Origin of the sequence: Bradyrhizobium sp. ORS 285 (genome assembly GCF_900176205.1) — a bacterium.
Taxonomy (GTDB): Bacteria; Pseudomonadota; Alphaproteobacteria; order Rhizobiales; family Xanthobacteraceae; genus Bradyrhizobium.
On record NZ_LT859959.1, the window covers coordinates 3,814,414 to 3,833,791 of the forward strand.

The window sequence follows — 19,378 nt, forward strand, 5'->3', positions numbered from 1 at the left end:
AACTCACAGGTCGCTCGTCAATGCCCGTTCAACTCGATGCCGATGCCGCAGCCGTCTACAAGGCGTTCCAGGAGGCCGGCCGTCCCGCTTATGAGACGCTGACGCCGCAGGAGGCGCGCGATTATTATCTGGCCGCGCGCACCGTGAGCAATCCCGAGCCGCCGGAGCTATCCGAGGTCAGGGATCTCGCCATCCCCGGTCCCCACGGCGCGATCCCGGCACGGCTCTATCGGCCGAAGATGGTGCGGCAGACCAACGGTCTCGCACCGGGCCTGGTGTTCTTCCACGGCGGCGGCTGGGTGATCGGCAATCTGGACTCGCACGACGTGGCCTGTCGCGCGCTGGCGCATGAAGGCGAGCTGATCGTGATCTCGATCGACTACCGCCTGGCGCCGGAGCACAAGTTTCCCGCCGCCGTCGATGACTGCCTCGCGGCCACGCAATGGGTCGCCGACAATGCAGCGGCGCTCGGCATCGATGCTGCCAAGCTCAGCGTCGGCGGCGACTCCGCAGGCGGCAATCTTGCCGCCGTGGTCGCGTTGTCCGCGCGCGACGGCAAGGGCCCCAAGCTCTCGGGCCAGGTGCTGATCTATCCCGCCACCGACTTCACCATGAGCCATCCCTCGCACAGCGAGCCCGAGACCAGCGTGCTGCTGACGCATTCGGTGATCCGCTGGTTTCGCGACCACTATCTCAACAGCACAGCCGACATCCACGACTGGCGCGCCTCGCCGGCCAAAGCGGAGTCTCTGGTGGGCTTGCCACCGGCCTATGTGCTGACCGCCGGCGCCGACCCGCTGCGCGACGAAGGCGATGACTACGCCCGACGCCTGCGCGAGGCCGGCGTGCCGGTGACTCATCGTACGCATCCGGGCCAATTCCACGGCTTCTTTACCATGGGCAAGCTGCTCGATCAGGCTAATGTCGCCGCGCGCGATATCGGCGCCTGGCTGAAGCAGCTCGACTGGCCAGCGGGCATATGAGCGACCAGTTGAGACCGGACCGGGAGCTCGAGGACGCTGCGAGCGTCGAGCACGTCATGGTGTTGGGCGTCGCCTGGTTCAAACGTGAGGAATGGGACGAGGTGAAACAGATCTGCCCGGATCTGCACGACACCTACGACGAATGGCTGGCCGACGCCGAGGCTGTCGTCGACAGCCTCGCAAGCTTGGAGGGACATCAGGTCGTCAAGACCATTCTGACGGTCGACGAGCTCCGCCGGTGGAAGCGCGCCACTGGACGTGAGGTCGACGGCAGCGCCAAGTCGCGACTGAGGCAGAGGCGCGCCGGCCATCGCCATCCCGCTCCGCTCGCAAGAGCAAGGAGCGGCTGATCCAGCCGCTGCCCCTTTCCGCATTCGCTGCAGGCAGCCATGCAGTGCGGAAATTCTCGCTGATTTCGCGCTGCAACCAAGCTAGGGTCGGCGCGGCCGCCGCGATGACCACCCGGCGGCCCGCGCCCCAATAGGAATGCTGCCCGATGTTCGAACGCCTGAGCCGCCAGCCCGATGATCCCCTGCTCGCCCTGATCGGCATCTTCAAAGCCGACCCGCGGGCCGACAAGGTCGATCTCGGCGTCGGCGTCTATCGCGACGAGGCCGGCCATTCGCCGATCTTCCGCGCGGTAAAGGCGGCCGAGCGTATGATCTGGGAGAGCCAGGACAGCAAGGCCTATGTCGCCCCGGAAGGCGATCAGGGCTTCCTGGACCTGCTGTGGACGATGGTAGGCGGCAAGGCGTCCCCGGTGCAGGCCGCTGGTGTCCAGACCCCCGGCGGCTCCGGCGCGCTGCGGCTCGCCGCCGATCTGATCCGGCAGGCCGGCACCGGCAAGATCTGGCTCGGCCTGCCGAGCTGGCCCAATCACGCCGGTATCTTCGCCGCCGTCGGGCTCGAGATCGAGACCTATCCCTATTTCGACGTCCCGTCGCAGACCCTGCTGCTCGACGGCATGCTCGAGGCCTTGCAGCGGGCCCAGCCCGGCGATGCCGTGCTGCTGCATGCCTCCTGCCACAACCCGACCGGCACCCCGTTGGGGGCCGCGGAATGGGCGCGCATCACCGAGGTCATCGCCGCCCGCGGGCTCGTGCCGCTGATCGACTCGGCCTATCAGGGATTTGGCGCCGGCTTCGATGGCGACGTCGCCGGCCTGCGCGCGATGATCGCTGCGATCCCCGAGGCGCTGGTCGCCGTGTCCTGCTCGAAATCCTTCGGGCTCTATCGCGAGCGCACCGGCGCACTGTTCGCCGTCGCCGCCAGCGAGGCTGCAGCGGCCACGGCCCGCTCCAATCTGGTCGCCATCGCCCGCACCAGCTACTCGATGCCGCCCGATCATGGCGCCGCGATCGTGAGGACGATCCTGGGCACGCCGGAGCTCTACGACGACTGGCGGGCCGAGCTTGAGTCGATGCGCGAGCGTCTCGTCAGCTTGCGCCGGGCCTTCGCGGAGGCGCTCGGTGACCGCTGGTCGAACTCGCTCGCGATCGGCCAGCAGGAGGGCATGTTCTCGCTGCTGCCGCTTTCGCCTGCAGAAGTGATGGCGCTGCGGGAGAAGCACGGCGTGTACATGCCCACCTCGGGCCGCATCAACATTGCCGGCTTGAAGCTCGCCGACGTCGCCCGCGTCGCTGGCCTGTTCAAGGCCATCTGAGCGGCGGCAGGCGAGGACCACCGGCGTGAGCGAGATCGTGCAGGAGCGGCACAAGCTCTATGAGGACGCGATGGCCCTGACGCTGGGCACGCTGTTCGTATCGCTGGGCATGCTGATCTACAGCAAGACGGTGCTGCTGGTCGGCAGCACCGCGGGCTTGTCGTTGCTGCTGAGCTACATCAGCGGCTACGGCTTTGGGATCAGCTTCTTCCTGATCAACCTGCCGTTCTACGTGCTCGCTGTCAGGCGCATGGGCTGGCCATTCACGATCCGCACCTTCGTCGCGGTCGGCCTCGTCGCGGTGTTCTCGCGCCTCACGACGTCATGGGTCGACATCGCTGAGATCAACCCGATCTATGCCACCGTGATGGGCGCCGGCCTGACCGGCACCGGCCTGCTCATGCTATTCCGCCACCGCACCGGTCTCGGCGGCATCAACATCCTCGCGCTCTACCTGCAGGAGCACTGGAAGATCCGCGCCGGCTATTTCCAGCTCGCGGTCGACTTCCTGATCATGATCGCCGCGTTCTTCGTCATCCCGGTCAACCGGCTGGCGCTGTCGATCCTCGGCATCGTGATCGTCAACGTGATCATCGCCATCAACCACAAGCCCGGCCGCTACATGGCGCTGAGCTGAGCCGGCACGCTCAGGGAGACATCCTGCCCAGCCACCCGCGACGAGTGTTGTCGCAGATGTGCGCTGCACCTTGCCAGCCGGGCCGTTCCATGGGATGAAGGCTCTGGTATGCCAGCGATCATGGCATCCGGTTACCGATTTCCCTCCGCCCAAGCGGTGTCAGACGGGCCCGTCGGTGCGGCTGATCGCCAATACAAAATCGCAAACGCAAAACCAAGCTCTGGGGAACACCAAGGTATGGCACGTAATATTCTGATTCTCGGAGCCTCCTATGGCTCCCTCCTCGGCACCAAGCTTCTGATGGCCGGCCACAATGTCACGCTGGTCTGCCGCAAGAAGACGGCGGAGCTGATCAATCGTGAGGGCACGGAGGTCCGCATCAAGCTGCGCGACGAGCCCAATCATCGCTCGATCTTCTCGCGCGACCTGCCCGGCAAGCTCGACGCCGCCACGCCTGACGCCGTCGATCTCACGCGCTACGACCTCGTCGGCCTGGCGATGCAGGAGCCGCAATACACCAACCACACCATCCGCGTGCTGATGGTGAAGATCGCCGAGGCCAAGCTGCCGTGCCTCTCGATCATGAACATGCCGCCGCTGCCCTACCTCAAGCGCATTCCGGCGCTCGCCAACAGCGATCTCGAAGAGGCCTACACCAATGCGCAGGTGTGGGAGCGCTTTACCCCCGGCCTCGTCACGCTGTGCTCGCCCGATCCGCAGGCCTTCCGTCCGCCGGAGGAAGGCGCCAACGTGCTGCATGTCGGCCTGCCCACGAACTTCAAGGCCGCCGCTTTCGACGATGAGAAGCACAACGCGCTGCTGCGGGAGCTCGAGCGCGACATCGACGCGGTCAGGCTCGACGGCCAGGACGTGCCGGTGAAGCTGAAGGTGTTCGACTCGCTGTTCGTGCCGGTCGCAAAGTGGTCGATGCTGCTCACGGGTAACTATCGCTGCATCACCCGTGGCGAGCCGCAGGCGATCCGCGACGCCGTGCACGGCAATCTCGCTCAGTCCAAGGCGATCTACGAGCATGTCGACGCGATCGCGCGCAAGCTCGGCGCCGATCCCAGCGACCAGGTGCCGTTCGAGAAATACGCCAAGGCAGCCGAGAGCCTGCTGAAGCCGTCTTCGGCCGCGCGTGCTGTCGCCGCCGGCGCGCCGTTCATCGAGCGCGTCGATCTCCTGGTGAAGCTGATCGCGCAGCAGATCGGCATGCCCAATCCCGAGATCGACCAGACCGTGCAGACCGTCGACTTCAAGCTCAACGAGAAGATCGTGACGGGCGGCTCGACCGCGCAGTGACGGCCGGCGCCGACATGCTCGGTAACCAGATGTGACTTTGCAGGAACGCGCGGCCATCGCATGGTTCGCGCGTTCTTTGATTCACATCGTTTGGAATTTCGATGCCGACCTCCGGGCCTCTCGCTGTTCCCCTGCGGGCCCTGAGCTGGCTCGGCAACCAGGGCACGCGCGCCATCGTCTTGGTGCTGATCGCCGCCATCGCGGTGCCGCCGCTCGGCGAACTGGCGCGCCCCTACGTCACAGAAGCGATCTTCCTGCTGCTCTGCATCTCGTTCATGCGCGTCGACATTGCGATGCTGCGCGCGCATCTGCGCCGGCCGCTGCTGGTCGTCGCCGCGACGGCGTGGACCACCATCGCCGTGCCGCTCGCTGTCGGCACGATCGCGCGCCTGACCAGCCTTGATACCGTCGCGCCCGAGCTGCATCTCGCGCTGATGCTGCAGGCGACGGCCTCGCCGATGATGGCCTCGCCGGCCCTCGCCGCGCTGATGGGATTAGATGCAACGCTGGTGCTGATCACGCTGGTGACGTCGACTGCGCTGGTGCCACTGACCGCGCCGCTGTTCGCCTATGTCTTCCTCGGACAGACCCTGGCGCTGTCGCCGGCCGCGCTTGGGGGGAAGCTCGCCGGCATCCTCGCCGCCGCGCTGGCCGTTGCCGTCGCGATCCGCGTCGTCTTTGGCATCGACGCGATCCGTCGACAGCGCGCGCCGATCGACGGCGTCAACATCTGCATCCTGTTCGTGTTCGCATCAGCGATCATGGCGCACTTCCTCGCCGACCTCGTGACGAGTCCGTTCCGCATGTTGGGACTGGCGGTGCTGGCCTTCGCCGTGTTCTTCCTGCTTCTGGGTATCACGATGCTGCTGTTCCGCCATGCGGGCCGCGAACGCGCGATGGCGCTGGGCGTGATGGTGTCGCTGCGCAACATGGGGCTGATGCTGGCCGCCACCGAGGGCGCGATCCCCGGCACCACGTGGCTGTATTTCGCGATGAGTCAGTTTCCGATCCACCTCGCGCCGCAGCTGCTAAGGCCATTCGCCGAGCGGCTACGTGCGAAGCGACTTCCATCCGGCGGGACCGACCACGGCGTGATCAGCCCTGCACGGGAATGAGGCAGCGCAGCATGATCTCCTACGACGAGCCACTGCTTTCGTAGCACGGTTGCTATCACGTGTTGCCGCTGCGCACAGCCAACGCTACGCTCCGCGCCGATTGGTGCAGGAGGATGTTGTGACCACATCAGACGATCAGAAGATTTCCGAAGACCGCCGCGAGGCGCTGCGCTATGCGCTCGCGATCGGCTCCGGCGCCGCGCTCGCGTCCGCAATGACAACGACGCCGGCCTCGGCACAGGCCGCCGGAGACAACACGCTCGATCGCGTCCGCGCCGCCAAAGTGCTGCGCATCGCCGTGCTGCCGGGCGAGCTGCCCTACTTCAACAAGGACCTCGCCTCCGGCACCTGGTCGGGCTTCTCGATCGAGATGGCCAACGACATCGCCAAGCTGCTCGACGTGAAGCTCGAATATGTCGAATCGACCTACGGCAATTCGGTGCTCGACCTGCAGGCCGGCAAGATCGATCTTGGCTTCGCGCTCAACCCGACCCCGCAGCGCGCGCTGGTGATCGACTTCTGCGGTACGGTGTTTCCGCATCCGTTCGGCGCCATGCTGAAGAAGGGCATCGAAGCCAAGACCTGGAACGACATCAACAAGCCGGAGATCAAGATCGCCGTCGACGTTGGCTCCGCCAACGAGGCGGTGGCGCGGCGGTTCGCGCCGAACGCGACCATCAAGTCGCTGAAGTCGCGCGACGAGGTGATGCTGGAGATGGCCTCGGGTCGCGTCGACGTCGTCGTCAACGCCCTGATCCTCGGTCTCACCGCGATCGCCAAGAACCCCAATCTCGGCACCTACAAGATCCTGCAGTCGCCATCGGTCGCGATCCCCTCCAGCATGGGCGTCCGCCGCGAGTCCGACAAGCGCTGGCGCGACTTCCTGGCGGTGTGGATCGACTACAACCGCGGCATCGGCCAGATGCGCGAATGGTTCATCAAGGGCCTGGGCCTCGCCGGCGTCAAGGCCGAGGACGTGCCGGTGGAAGTGAACATCTGAGGGAAGCACCGCTCTTTCCGCCGTCATTGCGAGGAGCGCAGCGACGAAGCAATCCAGGGCTCAGGTTGCCGCCCTGGATTGCTTCGCTTCGCTCGCAATGACGGAGAAATTCGATGGAGCCTTGCTTCGCCCCTCGCAATGACGGCTGATAGCTTACCTCTCACGCCTTGTCGTAGCTCATGCCGCGCTCGAAGCGGCGGCCGAGCAGCGTGGCCGGGAACAGGATGGCGAAATAGATGATCGCGATGATGGTATAGACCTCGAGCGGCCGGTAGGTGTCGGCGTTGATGAGCGTCGCGTTGTAGACGAGATCCGGCACCGCGATCACCGACACAAGAGAAGTGTTCTTCAGCTGCGTCACCGACTGGTTGACGTAGGGCGCGAGCATCGGCTTCAGCGCCTGCGGCAGGATCACGAGCCGCATCATCCGCCACGGGCGCAGGCCAAGCGCGCGCGCCGCGTCCCACTGGCCGCGCGGCACGCTCTCGATGCTGCCGCGGATGATCTCGGCATAGAACGCCCCGCCATACAGCGACAGCACGGTCACCGCCGCGACATGCGCCGGGATGTTGACGCCGATCACCACGGGGAACGCGTAGTAGAACCAGATGATCTGCACCAAGAGCGGCGTGCAGCGGAACAGCTCGATATAGGCGATCAGCAGCCAGTCGATCACCACGGGGCGGCGCAGCCTGATGATGCCGACGAGCAGCCCGATGAGCGTGCCGAGCACAATTGTGCCCAGCGTATAGGCCATGGTCCAGCCCAGCCCCACCCAGAACAGGTGGCTGTATTTGCCGAGAATGGCAAAATCCCAGGTGTAGTTCATCGCGGCTCCGAGCCTTGCGAGGTATCGCGGCTCATCACAGATACCGGCTCGGCACGAAGGCCGAGGCGTCGAAGGACGGCGCCTCGCCTGCGATCATCGCGGCGATCGCCGCGCCCGTGGCCGGCCCCGTGGTGAAACCGATGTGCTGGTTGCCGAATGCAAGCCACAGGCCGGAATGACGCGGCGCCGGTCCGATCATCGGCAGCGCATCCGGCAGGCTCGGCCGCGACCCGCGCCAGGGCGGCGCGACGGCGTCACCGAACTCGACGACACCGCGCGCCAGCGGCACCACCTGCTCGAGCTGGGCGAAGTTCGATGGCGCATCGCGGTCGGTCAGTTCGACGCCGGAGGTGACGCGCACGCCGTTCTCCATCGGCGCCAGCACGAAGCTGCGCTCGGCATCATTGATCGGCCGCAGCAGCTTGCGGTTGGGGTTCGGCGTGAACTCCTGGTGATAGCCGCGCTCGAACGCCATCGGCACGTGATAGCCGAGCGGCCGCAGGATGTCCGGCGACCACGGCCCGAGCGCCACCACGACGTGCCGCGCGCGGATCTCGCCATCGCCGAGCACCACGCGCCAGCCGTCATTGTCGCTCAGCAGTGCCCGGATCTCGGACTGGCGCAACGTTCCGCCCGCGCCCTCGAACATCCGCGCATAGGCCTTCGTCACGTTGCCCGGCGAGTCCACCGACGCGGTCTGGCTGTGCAGCAGTCCGACCTTGTAGACCGGCAGCATGTTGGGCTCGAGGGCGGAGATCGCCTGGCGGTCGAGCAGCTCGCTCTTGATGCCGTAGTCGGCGAGAAACGCCTGCTCGGCCGTGGCCGCTCCGACGGCGTCGCTGCGCCACGCCTTGAGCCAGCCAGTCTCGCGCACGCGCTGCGGCTCGCCGGCGCGGACGATCCAGTCACGGTGCAGCGTCAGCGACGCACGGATCAGGCCGTGCAGCGCGATCGCGCGCGGCTTGACGCGGGACTCGACGGCGTTGGCGAGGAAGCGCAGCACCCATTCGATGTTGCGCAACGTCCAGGATGGACTCCAGCGCAGCGCGGCACTCTGGTTGCCGAGATAGGACGGCAGCGCCTTGAACAGCGAGGGCTTGTTGAACGGCAGGATGGAGGCAGAGGAGAGAATGCCGGCATTGCCGTAGGAGGTCTCCTCGCCCGGCGCCTTGCGGTCGACCAGCGCCACCGACAGCCCGCGCTCGCGGATCGCATAGGCGCAGGAGACGCCGACGATCCCGGCTCCCAGCACGACGACGTCGGCTGTCTGCTGTCCACTCTGCATCGTCTCTCAATCCATCTCAGATCTACATCAAGGTGAGGCCGCCATCGACCGGCAGCACGGCGCCCGTGACATGGCCGGCCTCTGTCGACAGCAGGAAGGTCACGGCGGCTGCGACGTCGTCCGGCTCGGCGAGCCGCTGTTGCGGATTGGCGGCCGCCGCCTTCTGCCAAGCCGCCGGATCGAGCGAGCCGAGCCGGCCCGCGTCCTTGCGCGTGTAGCCGGGCACGACGACATTCGCGGTGCCGCCGGTGGCGGCGAGCTCGATCGCGAGACATTTCACCAGCGCCTCGAGCGCGGCCTTGGCGGCAGCCGAGGCCGGAAAAGTGCCGCCCGGCACGAAGCGATGCGCGACAAAGCTGGAGATCGCGACCACGCGCGCGGCCTCGCTCTGCAACAGGTCGGGCAGCGCCGCACTGGCGAGCTCGTGGAAGGCCGCCGGCATCACCGCCAACGAACGCTCGAGTCCCTCGCGCGGCAGGTCGCGAAAGGTGCGGCGATCGGCGAAGCCCGCCGCGTGCACCAGCGCATCGACACGCCCGAACCTGGCGCGCGCGGCAGCCACGAGCTCCGACGCTGCGCCTGCCGTGGCAAGATTTGCGCAATGAAAGGCCACCTCGGCGCCGGCCTGCCGGCACGTCTCTGCAACGGCCTCCAGCCGCGCGAGCCCGTCGGCGTCAGCGCCCTGGCCATGCAGCATGAGGCCCTGCCCCGGTGCCGCAAGGCGGCGCGCCACAGCGGCGCCGATCCCGGCGCCGCTGCCGGTGATGATTGAAACGCGCATGATCCCCAGTGCCGAATGCATTTCGAGGCGCGGACTATAGGTCTCGCATCCGCCAATGCAAACCGCCGCATCGGCATGCCTGCAAGACGATGACGCAACCGCGCCAGCTCAGACCGACAATCCGCTGCAGGTCAGGATGATGCGCGTGGCGCGCCAAACCCAGGTCTTGCCGTCGCGCGCCGCCTGCAGGCTGAAGACCCGCTCATTCCAGTGCGGATCATGCGCGAAGCGAATGTTCTCGATCACGAAGTCCTGCTGCTGCCGCTTCCATTCGATCGCCCAGGCGAGGTGCGCCTCTTCGAGCTGCTGCCGCAGCTTGGAGACCTCGATCACATAGGGCGACGGGACGATGATCCCCAGAGCCATCGGAGTGCCGGCCATCGCGCGACCTCAGTGATCTCTCACGACGTTGCCCGACCCTATCCCGCCCGCGCCGCGCGCCGCAAGGCTTGCGGCGGCTGGCCGAAGGCGCGGATGAAGGCGCGGCGCATGCGCTCGGGATCGCGAAAGCCGGCGGCTTCGGCCACCAGCTCGATCGGCTGATGCGAGGCCTGTACGCGGTCGCGCGCCACCTCCAACCGCAGCCGTTCGATCGCCTTGGACGGCGTGGTGCCGGTCTCGGCGACGAAGGCGCGGGTGAAATGCCGCGTGCTCATGCCGGCGCGCTCGGCGAGGTCATCGACCGTGAGCGGCGCATCGAGATGCTCGCGCGCCCAGGTGAGCAGATCGGCGAAGCGGCCGCTCGGCGCCTTCAGCTCCAGCAGCGAGGAGAACTGCGACTGCCCGCCGCTGCGACGGTGATAGAGCACGAGCTGGCGCGCGGTCTTCTGCGCGATCTCCTCGCCGTGATCCTCAGACACCATGGCGAGCGCGAGATCGATGCCCGCAGTGATGCCGGCCGAGCTCCAGACCTGGCCGTCGCGGACATAGATGCTGTCGGGCTCGAGCTTCACGTTGGGATAGGTGCGCAGGAACTGCCGCGTGCGCTGCCAATGCGTGGTCGCCCGCTTGCCGTCCAGCAGGCCGGCTTCGGCAAGCACGAAGGCGCCCGAGCAAACGCTGGCCACGCGCGTGCCGCGGCGCGCGACCTTGCGCACGAAATTCAGCGTGCAGGAATTGCGGCTCGCCGCCTCGACGCCGTCGCCGCCGGCGATCAGCAAGGTCGAGAGCGCCGCGACCGGACCAAATTTGCGCGCCAGCATCTCGGCGCCGGACGAGGAGCGCACCGGGCCCGGCGCCGCCGCCACCACCCGGATCTGCGGCGCGGCGCTCGCGTAGCGCGCGGCGATCTCGAACACCGAGATCGGGCCGGCGGCATCGAGCAACTGAAAATCCGGAAAGATGAGCACGCCGATCATGCGGAAAGCTCCGTCAGCCGTCTGTCCGAAATCGGGGGAACTTTGGCATATGAGACAGCAAGGGGATCATGCAGGATGGCCGGCGTCAACCCATCATCGCTCGTGAGATCCGCCATGGCCGAACCGCTTTCGATCGCTCTCGTGCTGTTTCCCCAGGTCACCCAGCTCGATCTCACCGGCCCGGTACAGGTGTTCTCGAGCGTGCCCGGCGCGACGCTGCATTTGGTCTGGAAGCGGATCGAGCCGATTCCGACCGACTCCGTTCTCACGCTGCTGCCGACGACGACGTTTGCCGAGTGCCCGCAGGCCGACGTGATCTGCATCCCCGGCGGCTTCGGCGTCGATGCCATTCTGGACGATGCCGAAGTCATCGGCTTCATCCGCCGCCAGGCCGAAGACGCCAAATACATCACCTCGGTCTGCACCGGCTCGCTCGCGCTCGGAGCCGCTGGCCTGCTGAGGGGCTATCGCGCTGCGACCCATTGGAGCGCGCGCGAGTGCCTGCCGCTGTTCGGCGCCACCATCAGCACCGAGCGCGTCTGCATCGACCGCAACCGCGTGACCGGCGGCGGTGTCACCGCCGGCATCGACTTCGCGCTGACCCTGGTGTCGCAACTGGTCGACCGCGCGACGGCGGAGGCGATCCAGCTCAGGCTCGAATACAATCCGGCGCCACCGTTCGCGGCCGGCTCGCCCGACACCGCACCGCCCGAGGTCGTGTCACGAATGCTGGAGCGAATCGCCCCCTTCCGCCAGCGGCGTGTCGCGGCGGCCGAGCGCGCCGCGGCCATGCTCAGGGGCAGCGCCTAGCAGCGGCCCGCTCAGCCATGCCTAAGCAAAGAGGCCGCCCGGAGCCCGGACGGCCTCAGAAACCTGATTCAAGCAGCGATCGAGTTAGCTGCCGGGAGTCCAGGGCTGATAATCGCCGGTCGCCTTCGGACGGCGGCCGCTGGCCAGGGTGGAGCCGGCCGGACGATAGGCGAGCGCAGTGCCGGTCAGGTTCGGCTGATGCGGCTTCTCCCATTCGCGCGGCTTGTATCCGTCCTGGGTCGGCGGCACGTCGACCATGTGATGGATCCAGGCGTGCCATTCCGGCGGGATGCGGCTGGCCTCGGCCAAGCCGTTGTAGATCACCCAGCGGCGCTCGAAATGCAGCACCGGATCGATCTTGCCGCCGGCGGTCCTATAATAACGGTTGCCCTGCGCATCCTGCCCCACGAGCTCGCCGAACCGCCAGGTCCACAGCTGGGTGCCGAAGGTCTGGCCGTTCCACCACGTGAAGAGCTTGAGAAAGAACTGTTTCATGCGCTCGAGGCCGGTTCTGTGAAGATCCCGGCTGTGATGCCACCCCGCTTGCGACTTGTCCAGTGTTGCACCGCCCCCGCCCGCGACGATGCACCGGTTCACGCCGGGGAACGACATCCCGGCCCTGCGGTTAGGTCATTTTCCCCGAATGGACGGAGCGAGAGCGATGACCAGACTGAAGACATGGAGCGCCGCCGCGGCAGTGGCGCTGATTCTGCCGCTCGCGGCAGCGACCACGAGCTTTGCCCAAGGCCCCGGCGGCGGCCGTGGTCCGGGCGGCGGTGCCGCCATTGCGGGCGGAGGTGGCGCTGCCATCGGCGGTGGTGGTGGCGGAGCGATCGGCGGTGGTGGCGCGATCGGCGGCGGCGGACGTGGCGCCTTTACAGCCGGGCCGGGCGGCGCCGTGGGCGGCGGTAGCTTCTCCGGGCGCACAGCCGTTGGCGGCGCAGGCCTGGTGGGTCGCGGTCCGGCGGCCGGCGCCAATGTCGCCGTCAACAATGGCGGCAGCCGCGGCAACTGGACCGGCGGCGGCGGCAATTGGAACGGTGGCGGCGGCAACTGGAGCGGCGGCGGCTGGCGAGGCGGTCACCATGGCGGTTGGCACCGCGGCGGCGGCTTCTGGCCCGGCGTCGGTGTGGGCGTCGGCATTGGTCTCGGCAGCTCCTACGCCTACTACAATGATCCGTACTATTACGGAAACGACTACTACAACGACTACTCCTACTACGATGACTCCGCACCGGTCGCCGTCATCGGCACCGAGGGTGTTGATCCGAGCTATTGCGCCCGCCGTTACCGCTCCTACGACCCGGCGTCGGGAACTTACCTCGGCTACGACGGCCTTCGGCATCCCTGCCCGTAAGCGGCCGCGGCAATTCCGTCACGCGACAAACAAGGCGGCGAGGTACTTACCTCGCCGCCTTTTGCTATAAAATTGTTCCAATGTTGTTTGTTATGTGTCTCATCCGCCACGTTGCCGAATGAATGTCGACGAAATTGCATGAATGTGCCCCGCGACGTGCAGATGTATTGCGCGTTCCGGTCCAATATCAATCAGGCTCGTGATTCTGCTTCGATAAGCTGGTCGCAGGCGGGTTTGATTACTAACGACGGACCCTCGACTGACGGACAAATGGATCGCGCAAACCCGAGCGCAGTGCAGATCGCTGCACGCCGGCGGTTGACCGCGCCATCGCGCCAAAACTTTCGAACAAGGAGGCGCGCCTTGCAGACATATCATCACCGCCTTCGATGCAGCGGTATTGAGAACCGGACGCATCAGGCACGTCGCGATCATCCCGCGAAGCGCGGGCGGGCCACGTCGATGATTGAGAAACGCGGATGATTCATCAGCGCCTCGCTTTGGGGCTCGGCCTTGGCACTCTGCTTGCGATCGGCGCCGCATCGACGGCGCTCGACATCAAGTCGCGCCATGACGCGGCCTGGGTGACCTCATCGCTGGACATCCTGCAGAGAACGTCCGAGCTGCGACTGCTGCTGAGCGAAGCCGAAGCGACTTCGCGCGGATTCGTGTTGACGGCGGCCGAACCGTTCCGAGCCGAGTTCGAGGATGTTCGCGGCAAGATTCCTGCCGCCTTTGCCGAATTGCAGCGTGCCGTCGCCGATAGTCCGATGCCGACGCAGCTTCTCAGCCAGACGGACGCCCTCATCATCCGCAGGATCGAGATCGCGTCAGACGTGATCCGATTGAAGGCAGCATCCGACCGCGCCGGCCTCGAAGCGCTGGCGCGTAGGGCCGAAGGCCCGGCGACCATGAGCGCGATCACGGCCAATCTCGACCGGTTCGCAACCGAACAGCGCGCGCTGCTGGCGCAGCGCTCGGCGACCTCGAAGGCCACGGGATCACTGCTGCTGACGATCGACCTGTGCGGCCTGGCGCTGCTGCTGGTCATCGCCGGCTACCTGATCCGGCGCGCCTATCTCGACGACCAGGCGCTGCGCGCCTCCCTGGTCCGCTCCGAGGCTGAAGCCGTCTCGCTCGCCGAGCGGGCCGAGAAGCAGCATCTCGATCTCGTCGAGGCGCACGAGAAGCTGCGCCACTCGGCCGAAATCCTGCAGAACACGTTCAACAGCATGGCCGAAGGCGTGCTCGTGATCGATGCCGCCGACACCGTGGTGTTCTCCAACCCCGCCGTCGAGGACCTGTTGGGCTATCGTCACGGCAGAAGGCTGTCGGAGGTCCGGTCCCGTCTGCGCGTCTATGAGAGCGACGGCGTGACGCCGATCGCGCCGCACGATCTGCCGACGCCGCGGGCGTTGCGCGGGGAATCGTTCGACCGGCGCGAGATGATCGTCCACCAGCCCGACCGCGACGCGACGCTGCGCCTGATGATCAGCGGCCGCCCGCTGCGCGATGCGGCCGGCAACATCACCGGCGCGGCGATGGTCTATCACGACATCACGATGGCCCATGAAACCGAGCGTCTGCTGCAGCAGGCGCAGAAGCTCGATGCCATCGGCAAGCTCACCGGCGGCGTCGCGCATGACTTCAACAACATGCTGACGATCATCACCGGCACCATCGAGACCCTTGCCGACGAGGTCAGAGACCGTCCTGCGGCCGCCGCCACTGCCGCCTTGATCGGACAGGCGACCGATCGCTGCACCGAGTTGATCCGGCATCTCCTCGCCTTCGCACGCAAGCAGCCGCTGCATCCGCGCGACAGCGACGTCAACAGCACCATCGTGGACATCGCCAAGCTGTTGCGCCCGACCCTCGGCGAGCAGATCGAGATCAACTCGATCCTCGAAGAGGAGACGCTGATCGCGCATATCGACTCGGCGCAGCTTGCCAATTCCCTGGTCAACATGGCGATCAACGCGCGCGACGCGATGCCCAATGGCGGCAAGCTGCTGCTGGAGTCGCGCCGCATCTTGCTCGATGAATCCTATGCTGCGGCCAACGCCGGGGTGACGCCCGGCTCCTACATCATGATCGCGGTCAGCGACACCGGCACTGGCATGTCCACGGAGGTCCGCGATCGCGCCTTCGAGCCGTTCTTCACCACCAAGGAGGCCGGCAAGGGCTCGGGCCTCGGGCTGAGCATGGTCTACGGCTTCGTGAAGCAGTCCGGCGGCCACATCAAAATCTACAGCGAGGAAGGCCGGGGCACCACGATCCGCCTCTACATCCCCGTGCCCAAGGGCCAATCGGCGACCCCTGCCCGGCCCGAGCCGCCACCGCCGCGCGGCGAGGAGACGATCTTCATTGTCGAGGACGACCTGCTGGTGCAGGACTTCGTCGTCTCACAGCTGCAGAGCCTCGGCTACAAGACGATCACCGCCTCGACCGGCGTCGAGGCCCTGGCCAAGATCGAATCCGGGCAGTCCTTCGATCTGCTGTTCACTGACGTGATCATGCCCGGCGGCATCAACGGCAAGGAACTCGCCGAGGAGGCGCTCCGGCAGCGGCCGGGCACCAAGGTTCTCTACACGTCCGGCTATACCGACAATGCGATGGTCGAGCACGGCCGCATCGACCAGGCGGCGCTGCTGCTCACCAAGCCGTATCGGAAATCGGAGCTCGCCTGGATGGTGCGGCGCGCGTTGGTGGGCCTTGCCGAGGACACGTCCATCGCAGCGGAGCAAAGGCGTGCGCACTCCTGACCGCGGCCCGCATTTGGAACGACAATTGGCCTGCATAATTGAAATGGAACTCAAACAGACGATTGGCAGCACGCGCGGCCTTGCTTACAACTCATGACATTGTTGACCGAACTATTCGCCAGTCACGATAGAGCAACTCATAGTCACGATGCGGCTTGATCGACCGCGCGCATCCAGCGCCTCTGGAACTCACCAATGATTCGCCGCCGGGTGGCGATCGGGCTCGGCCTTGGAACCCTGCTGGCTGTCGGCGCCGCGTCGACCGCGCTCGACCTCAAGGCGCGCAGCGAAACCGCCTGGGTCGAGCACACCATGGAGGTTCTCGAAAAGGCCTCTGAGCTGCGCCTGCTGCTGCGGCAGGCCGAGGCGGCCTCGCGCGGTTTCGCCTTGTCACGCGCCGAGCATTTCGCCACCGAGTTCCAGGAGACGAGCGGTGTTATTCCGGGCGCTTGGGCGGACCTGCGGCAGCTCGTCGCCGACAACCCCGAGCAAAGCGAGCGGCTGCAATCGATCGACAGCGTGGTGCCACGGCGCATCGAGCTCGCAGGCGAACTGATCCGTCTTCAGGCGGCGAACGATCGCGAGGGGTTGCAGACCCTGATGGCCAACGCCGCCGGTCCCGCCGCGATGGCAACAATCAACGACACGCTCGACGCCTTCTCCGAGCAGGAGCGCCGGCTGCTCGCCGAGCGCGGCGCGACCTCGCGACGGACGGGATCGTGGCTGCTGGCGATCGACCTCGCCGGCGTCGCCATCGTGCTCGCGATCGCGGCCTATCTGGTCCGGCGCGCCTATCTGTCGGATCGCGCGCTGCGGACGTCCCTCACCCGCTCGCAGGCCACGGCAACTTCACTCGAAGCGCAGGCGCTGCAGCAGCGCGGCGACCTCGCCGCCGCCTATGACGAGCTGCGCCGCTCCTCCGCCATCCTCGAAACCACCTTCAACAGCATGGCCGAGGGTGTGCTGGTGGTCGATCCCGAAGGCACGATCATGCTCTCGAACCAGGCGGCGGGACATTTCCTCGGCACGGCTGTCGGCAAGACCTTCGGCGAAATGCTGGCCGCGAACCGGTTCTATGAGAGTGATGCCGTGACGCGCATCGACGATCAGGATCTGCCGATCGCGCGCGCGTTGCGCGGGCTCTCGTTCGATCGCCGCGAGGTCGTGGTCAAGCCGACCGACGGGCGGCCGCAATTCCGCCTGATGGTCAGCGGCCGGCCGCTGCGCAATTCGGCAGGCGCGATCAGCGGCGCGGCGCTGGTGTATCACGACGTGACGGAGGTGCACGAGATCGAGCGCCTGCTGCAGCAGGCGCAGAAGCTGGACGCGATCGGCAAGCTCACCGGCGGCGTCGCGCACGACTTCAACAACATGCTGACGATCATCACCGGCTCGATCGAAATGCTGATCGACACCGTCCAGGACCGGCCCGCGGCGGCCGAGCTCGCCGTCCTGATCAGCAGGGCAGCCGATCGCTGCACCGAGCTGATCCGTCATCTGCTTGCCTTCGCGCGCAAGCAGCCGCTGCGCCCGCGCGACATCGATGTCAACGCCACGGTCGACGACATCGCCAAGCTGCTGCGGCCGACGCTCGGCGAGCAGGTCGAGATCAGGACCATTCTGGCCGACGGGGATCTCATCGCCCATGTCGACTCCGCCCAATTGGCGAACTCGCTGGTCAACATGGCGATCAACGCGCGCGATGCCATGCCGGACGGCGGCAAGCTGCTGCTGGAGACCACGAAGACCGTGCTCGACGAGGCCTATGCAACAGCCAATCCAGGCGTCGTGCCGGGCAGCTACGTCATGGTGGCCGTCAGCGACACCGGCGCCGGCATGCCGGCCGAGGTCAGGGACCGCGCGTTCGAGCCGTTCTTCACCACCAAGGATGCCGGCAAGGGCTCCGGCCTCGGGCTCAGCATGGTGTATGGCTTCGTCAAGCAGTCCGGCGGCCACATCAAGCTCTACAGCGAGGAGAACAGCGGCACCACGATCCGGCTCTATCTGCCGGCGGCGCAGCGGCTGCAGCAGGCGGAGCCGGAGCACGAGCAGGTTCTGCCGCGCGGCACCGAGACGATCCTGGTGGTCGAGGACGATCCGCTGGTGCGCGATTTCGTGCTCGCCCAGCTGCAGGGCCTCGGCTACGCCACGCTGGTTGCTTCCCAGGCAGCGGAAGCGCTGACCATCGTCGCGCGCGACCAGCCGTTCGATCTGCTGTTCACCGACGTCATCATGCCCGGCGGGATCAGCGGCAGCCAGCTCGCGGAAACGATCACGGCGACACGGCCCGGCCTGCGGGTGCTCTACACCTCCGGCTACACCGACAATGCGATCATCGAGAACCGCCAGCTGCTGCCCGACGCCCTGCTGCTGACGAAACCCTATCGCCGGACCGAGCTCGCCCAGATGGTCCGCCGCGCCCTCGATGGCGCTCGGGCCGGCGATGCTATCCCCGCGTTGCCAGCGCCACCGCTCCAAGCGTGAAGGCCAGCGCTGCGATTTGCCCTGCCCCCAGCGGCTCGCGCAACGCGATCGCCGACGCCACGACGCCGATCACCGGCACCGCCATGGTGCCGATCGCCGCCACCGAGGCCGGCAGCCGCGACAGCGCCGCGAACCAGGCCACATAGGCGACGCAGAACTGGATCACGGTGGAATAGAACATCAGCGCCCAGTCGAGCTGGTCGAGCCTCGTCCAGTCGGAATGCTCAAGAGCTAATCCGACGATCACGATCGGCACGCAGCCGATGCCGATCTGCCAGGCGGCGGCCGAGAGCGGCGGCAGCTTGATCGGCAGCTTCTTGGCCATGACCGTGCCGAGCGCGAAGCCGAACGCGCCGCCCAGCACCATCAGGATCCCCGGCAGCTTGTCGCGGCTGGCATTCAGGCCATTGGCGCCCATGATCGAGGCGAGCCCCGCGAAGGCCAGCACCAGCGCCAGCACGCGCAACACGGTCGGCCGCTCGCCGAGGATCGGCCAGGCCAGGAGCGAGGCCCACACCGGCATGGTGTAGGCGATCAGCGCCGCCTCTCCCGCCGGCAGCCATAACAGCGCCAGCCCCATCAGCACCATCCAGGCGGTGACGTTGAGCATCCCCGCCAGGATCAGCCGGGGCCAGATTTCGCGCGGGACCGCGAGGCTCTGGCTCCGGATCACCGCGAGCAGCGCCAGCAGCAGTGCGCCGACCACGCCGGTGGTGCCGCGGAGCGTCAGCGGCGGCAGCGCGCCGACCAGGTGCTTGGTCACAGGCCAGTTGAAGCCCCAGCCGAGCGAGGTGATGGCGAGAAACATCAGCCCGGCGGGCGTGATCCGCCCGCTGGCCGTTGGCTTGTCTGACATGGAATCAACCGGCGCCGTCTGTGGGAGCCTCAGACTGCCGGCGTTTTCTTGGGCACACCAGGGATTGTGGGACATGCCTGCCCCGCGCCCTGCCCGTAAGCCGCCGTGAGTCCCGCCGATGCAAGCAAAACACACCCGTATGACGCGAATATA

18 protein-coding genes are annotated in these 19,378 nt (G+C 66.8%); 11 read left to right on the plus strand and 7 right to left on the minus strand.

Annotation, left to right across the window (positions count from 1 at the left end; all coding sequences use genetic code 11):
• Window positions 1-20: 20 nt before the first annotated feature.
• The 7 genes from BRAD285_RS17110 to BRAD285_RS17140 all read left to right on the plus strand — a co-directional run bounded on the left by BRAD285_RS17110 (window position 21) and on the right by BRAD285_RS17140 (window position 6,700).
• Window positions 21-983, plus strand: coding sequence for an alpha/beta hydrolase (locus BRAD285_RS17110; protein ID WP_006614870.1), 963 nt, complete (start codon window positions 21-23; stop codon window positions 981-983).
• Between the two features lie 8 nt (window positions 984-991).
• A complete protein-coding gene (locus BRAD285_RS17115; RefSeq protein ID WP_139020711.1) occupies window positions 992-1,333 on the plus strand; it encodes a hypothetical protein in 342 nt (113 codons plus the stop codon).
• 146 nt (window positions 1,334-1,479) lie between these two features.
• Window positions 1,480-2,646 carry an amino acid aminotransferase gene (locus BRAD285_RS17120; RefSeq protein ID WP_006614872.1) on the plus strand — a complete coding sequence of 389 codons (1,167 nt, stop codon included), beginning with the start codon at window positions 1,480-1,482 and terminating at the stop codon, window positions 2,644-2,646.
• A gap of 25 nt (window positions 2,647-2,671) precedes the next feature.
• Window positions 2,672-3,283, plus strand: coding sequence for a YitT family protein (locus tag BRAD285_RS17125; RefSeq protein ID WP_006614873.1), 612 nt, complete (start codon window positions 2,672-2,674; stop codon window positions 3,281-3,283).
• 237 nt (window positions 3,284-3,520) lie between these two features.
• Window positions 3,521-4,585: a ketopantoate reductase family protein gene (locus tag BRAD285_RS17130; RefSeq protein WP_006614874.1), complete on the plus strand. Its 1,065-nt coding sequence runs from the start codon at window positions 3,521-3,523 to the stop codon at window positions 4,583-4,585.
• Window positions 4,586-4,686: 101 nt separating this feature from the next.
• A complete protein-coding gene (locus BRAD285_RS17135; RefSeq protein WP_006614875.1) occupies window positions 4,687-5,700 on the plus strand; it encodes a hypothetical protein in 1,014 nt (337 codons plus the stop codon).
• 118 nt (window positions 5,701-5,818) lie between these two features.
• Complete coding sequence (locus BRAD285_RS17140) at window positions 5,819-6,700, plus strand: transporter substrate-binding domain-containing protein (protein WP_006614876.1); 882 nt, start codon at window positions 5,819-5,821, stop codon at window positions 6,698-6,700.
• 160 nt (window positions 6,701-6,860) lie between these two features.
• Here BRAD285_RS17140 and BRAD285_RS17145 read toward each other — a convergent pair whose 3' ends face one another.
• The 5 genes from BRAD285_RS17145 to BRAD285_RS17165 form a co-directional block, all read right to left on the minus strand.
• Window positions 6,861-7,529, minus strand: coding sequence for an amino acid ABC transporter permease (locus BRAD285_RS17145; RefSeq protein WP_006614877.1), 669 nt, complete (start codon window positions 7,527-7,529; stop codon window positions 6,861-6,863).
• A 34-nt stretch (window positions 7,530-7,563) separates the two neighbouring features.
• A complete protein-coding gene (locus tag BRAD285_RS17150; RefSeq protein WP_006614878.1) occupies window positions 7,564-8,814 on the minus strand; it encodes an FAD-binding oxidoreductase in 1,251 nt (416 codons plus the stop codon).
• A 22-nt stretch (window positions 8,815-8,836) separates the two neighbouring features.
• On the minus strand, window positions 8,837-9,595 hold the full coding sequence (locus BRAD285_RS17155) for an SDR family NAD(P)-dependent oxidoreductase (RefSeq protein WP_006614879.1): 759 nt from the start codon (window positions 9,593-9,595) through the stop codon (window positions 8,837-8,839).
• Window positions 9,596-9,703: 108 nt separating this feature from the next.
• The gene (locus tag BRAD285_RS17160; RefSeq protein ID WP_006614880.1) at window positions 9,704-9,976 is read right to left on the minus strand and encodes a hypothetical protein; all 273 of its coding nucleotides are present in this window, start codon (window positions 9,974-9,976) and stop codon (window positions 9,704-9,706) included.
• A 38-nt stretch (window positions 9,977-10,014) separates the two neighbouring features.
• Window positions 10,015-10,953: a GlxA family transcriptional regulator gene (locus tag BRAD285_RS17165; protein WP_006614881.1), complete on the minus strand. Its 939-nt coding sequence runs from the start codon at window positions 10,951-10,953 to the stop codon at window positions 10,015-10,017.
• Between the two features lie 114 nt (window positions 10,954-11,067).
• Between BRAD285_RS17165 and BRAD285_RS17170 the strand changes: the two genes are divergently transcribed.
• A complete protein-coding gene (locus BRAD285_RS17170; protein ID WP_006614882.1) occupies window positions 11,068-11,763 on the plus strand; it encodes a DJ-1/PfpI family protein in 696 nt (231 codons plus the stop codon).
• 84 nt (window positions 11,764-11,847) lie between these two features.
• Here BRAD285_RS17170 and BRAD285_RS17175 read toward each other — a convergent pair whose 3' ends face one another.
• Window positions 11,848-12,258, minus strand: a complete 411-nt coding sequence (locus BRAD285_RS17175; protein WP_006614883.1) for an NADH:ubiquinone oxidoreductase subunit NDUFA12 — start codon at window positions 12,256-12,258, stop codon at window positions 11,848-11,850.
• 166 nt (window positions 12,259-12,424) lie between these two features.
• On the opposite strand from BRAD285_RS17175, the gene BRAD285_RS17180 reads away from it, so the two are divergent.
• The 3 genes from BRAD285_RS17180 to BRAD285_RS17190 all read left to right on the plus strand — a co-directional run bounded on the left by BRAD285_RS17180 (window position 12,425) and on the right by BRAD285_RS17190 (window position 18,369).
• Window positions 12,425-13,120, plus strand: a complete 696-nt coding sequence (locus tag BRAD285_RS17180) for a BA14K family protein (protein WP_087877655.1) — start codon at window positions 12,425-12,427, stop codon at window positions 13,118-13,120.
• A gap of 479 nt (window positions 13,121-13,599) precedes the next feature.
• Entirely contained in the window at window positions 13,600-15,885 is a 2,286-nt protein-coding gene (locus tag BRAD285_RS17185) for a CHASE3 domain-containing protein (protein WP_006611792.1), read from the plus strand.
• A 195-nt stretch (window positions 15,886-16,080) separates the two neighbouring features.
• Window positions 16,081-18,369, plus strand: coding sequence for a CHASE3 domain-containing protein (locus tag BRAD285_RS17190; protein WP_006611791.1), 2,289 nt, complete (start codon window positions 16,081-16,083; stop codon window positions 18,367-18,369).
• Here the strand turns inward: BRAD285_RS17190 and BRAD285_RS17195 are convergent.
• The gene (locus tag BRAD285_RS17195) at window positions 18,332-19,225 is read right to left on the minus strand and encodes a DMT family transporter (protein ID WP_035646245.1); all 894 of its coding nucleotides are present in this window, start codon (window positions 19,223-19,225) and stop codon (window positions 18,332-18,334) included. The genes BRAD285_RS17190 and BRAD285_RS17195 overlap by 38 nt on opposite strands.
• Between the last annotated feature and the right edge of the window lie 153 nt (window positions 19,226-19,378).

Bases quoted from the DNA above. Each gene is read 5' to 3' on its own strand.
- BRAD285_RS17110 (WP_006614870.1), top strand. From the start codon at position 21: ATGCCCGTTCAACTCGATGCCGATGCCGCAGCCGTCTACAAGGCGTTC.
- BRAD285_RS17120 (WP_006614872.1), top strand. From the start codon at position 1,480: ATGTTCGAACGCCTGAGCCGCCAGCCCGATGATCCCCTGCTCGCCCTG.
- BRAD285_RS17130 (WP_006614874.1), top strand. From the start codon at position 3,521: ATGGCACGTAATATTCTGATTCTCGGAGCCTCCTATGGCTCCCTCCTC.
- BRAD285_RS17135 (WP_006614875.1), top strand. From the start codon at position 4,687: ATGCCGACCTCCGGGCCTCTCGCTGTTCCCCTGCGGGCCCTGAGCTGG.
- BRAD285_RS17145 (WP_006614877.1), bottom strand. From the start codon at position 7,529: ATGAACTACACCTGGGATTTTGCCATTCTCGGCAAATACAGCCACCTG.
- BRAD285_RS17150 (WP_006614878.1), bottom strand. From the start codon at position 8,814: ATGCAGAGTGGACAGCAGACAGCCGACGTCGTCGTGCTGGGAGCCGGG.
- BRAD285_RS17155 (WP_006614879.1), bottom strand. From the start codon at position 9,595: ATGCGCGTTTCAATCATCACCGGCAGCGGCGCCGGGATCGGCGCCGCT.
- BRAD285_RS17160 (WP_006614880.1), bottom strand. From the start codon at position 9,976: ATGGCCGGCACTCCGATGGCTCTGGGGATCATCGTCCCGTCGCCCTAT.
- BRAD285_RS17165 (WP_006614881.1), bottom strand. From the start codon at position 10,953: ATGATCGGCGTGCTCATCTTTCCGGATTTTCAGTTGCTCGATGCCGCC.
- BRAD285_RS17170 (WP_006614882.1), top strand. From the start codon at position 11,068: ATGGCCGAACCGCTTTCGATCGCTCTCGTGCTGTTTCCCCAGGTCACC.
- BRAD285_RS17175 (WP_006614883.1), bottom strand. From the start codon at position 12,258: ATGAAACAGTTCTTTCTCAAGCTCTTCACGTGGTGGAACGGCCAGACC.
- BRAD285_RS17180 (WP_087877655.1), top strand. From the start codon at position 12,425: ATGACCAGACTGAAGACATGGAGCGCCGCCGCGGCAGTGGCGCTGATT.
- BRAD285_RS17185 (WP_006611792.1), top strand. From the start codon at position 13,600: ATGATTCATCAGCGCCTCGCTTTGGGGCTCGGCCTTGGCACTCTGCTT.
- BRAD285_RS17190 (WP_006611791.1), top strand. From the start codon at position 16,081: ATGATTCGCCGCCGGGTGGCGATCGGGCTCGGCCTTGGAACCCTGCTG.
- BRAD285_RS17195 (WP_035646245.1), bottom strand. From the start codon at position 19,225: ATGTCAGACAAGCCAACGGCCAGCGGGCGGATCACGCCCGCCGGGCTG.